Raw genomic sequence first — 1332 nt, 5'->3', positions numbered from 1 at the left:
GGCGGGGCTTGCCGGGGTGGAGTTATCATTCCAACGCGCTTCTCGAACTCGAGAAGGAATACGTCTTCCGCAATCACTGGCAGATCGCCGGCCACGTCTCCGACGTGCCGAATGCAGGCGATTATCTGACCATGGACGTTATCGGCGAGCGCGCGCTGATCGTGCGCGGCAAGGACGGCGTCGTGCGTGCCTTCAACAACATGTGCCGTCATCGCGGCAGTCGCGTCGTCGCCGACAGCCGGGGCACCTGCAAGAACGCGTTGGTCTGCCCGTTCCACGGCTGGGTCTATAATCTCGACGGCACGCTGCGCGGCGCGGCACGCCCGCGCTCTTTCCCCGAGCTCGACAAGACCGAGTTCGGCCTGATGCCGCTCGACCTCGAAATCTGGATGGGCTTCATCTTCATTCGTTTCCGCAAGGGTGGCCCGCAGCCTTCGGTAGCCGAGCTCTTGAAGCCGATCGAGGCGGAGATCGCTCACTACCGCGTTGCCGACATGGTGCCGTCCTGGGGAATCTGGACGCAGAAATCGCCGGTCAACTGGAAGTCGGTGCGCGACGTCGACAATGAAGGCTACCACGTCGCCATGGCGCATCCGGCGCTGCAGGACCTCTATGGCGCGACCTATTTCGACGAACCCTTCGTCAATGGCGTGTCGCGGTCCTTCGCCACCTACAACCCGCATGCCGGACGGCGCTGGAGCGTCGGCCAGTACATCAAGATCGCGCCCGAGCCGGCGCACTTGCCGGAGCACCTGCGCCGGGCCTGGATCTATTACGGCATCTTCCCCAACAATGCGCTGTCGATCATGCCGGAATCGGTGCAGTTCTATCAGGAGTTCCCGCTGTCAACCGGCGAGACGCTGCTGCGCGGCGCGGTCTATCGCTATCCGGACGAGACCAGGGAGCAGGCGGCGGCGCGTTACCTCGCCTACCGCATCGACCGCGACACGATGAACGAGGACGTGCAGCTTTCGGTGTGGTCGAACGAATCCATGCTGTCGGAAGCCTTCGAGGGCTTTTATCTCTCGGACCTCGAGTATGGGGTGCGCACCCACCACGACCATCTGCGCAGGCAAGTTCCGGTGCTGAACCTGGAAACGGCGCCCGAGGAAAAGGACATGTGGGGATTGAACGACGCGCTGCGGTCGAGGGGGTAGAAGCTGCTAATCTCCCCCTTGAGGGGAGATGCCCGGCAGGGCAGAGGGGTCGCTGCGCGTAGAACGCCGACGCCCTCTGTCGTCGCGGAAGGCGCAGGCACTCTACGTGAGACGACCCCCTCTGTCGCCTTCGGCGACATCTCCCCCTCAAGAGGGGAGATTGGCCAATCACCCC

1 protein-coding gene is annotated in these 1332 nt (G+C 63.6%); it reads left to right on the top strand.

The features are described from left to right. The coding region (locus EOA38_RS36870) for an aromatic ring-hydroxylating dioxygenase subunit alpha (RefSeq protein ID WP_145966305.1) at nucleotides 1-1157 on the top strand (1157 nt) is incomplete at its 5' end. Nucleotides 1158-1332 lie beyond the last annotated feature (175 nt).

The organism is Mesorhizobium sp. M1E.F.Ca.ET.041.01.1.1, assembly GCF_003997355.1.
Taxonomy (GTDB): Bacteria; Pseudomonadota; Alphaproteobacteria; order Rhizobiales; family Rhizobiaceae; genus Mesorhizobium.
This window is presented reverse-complemented; position numbering and strand designations above follow the sequence as displayed.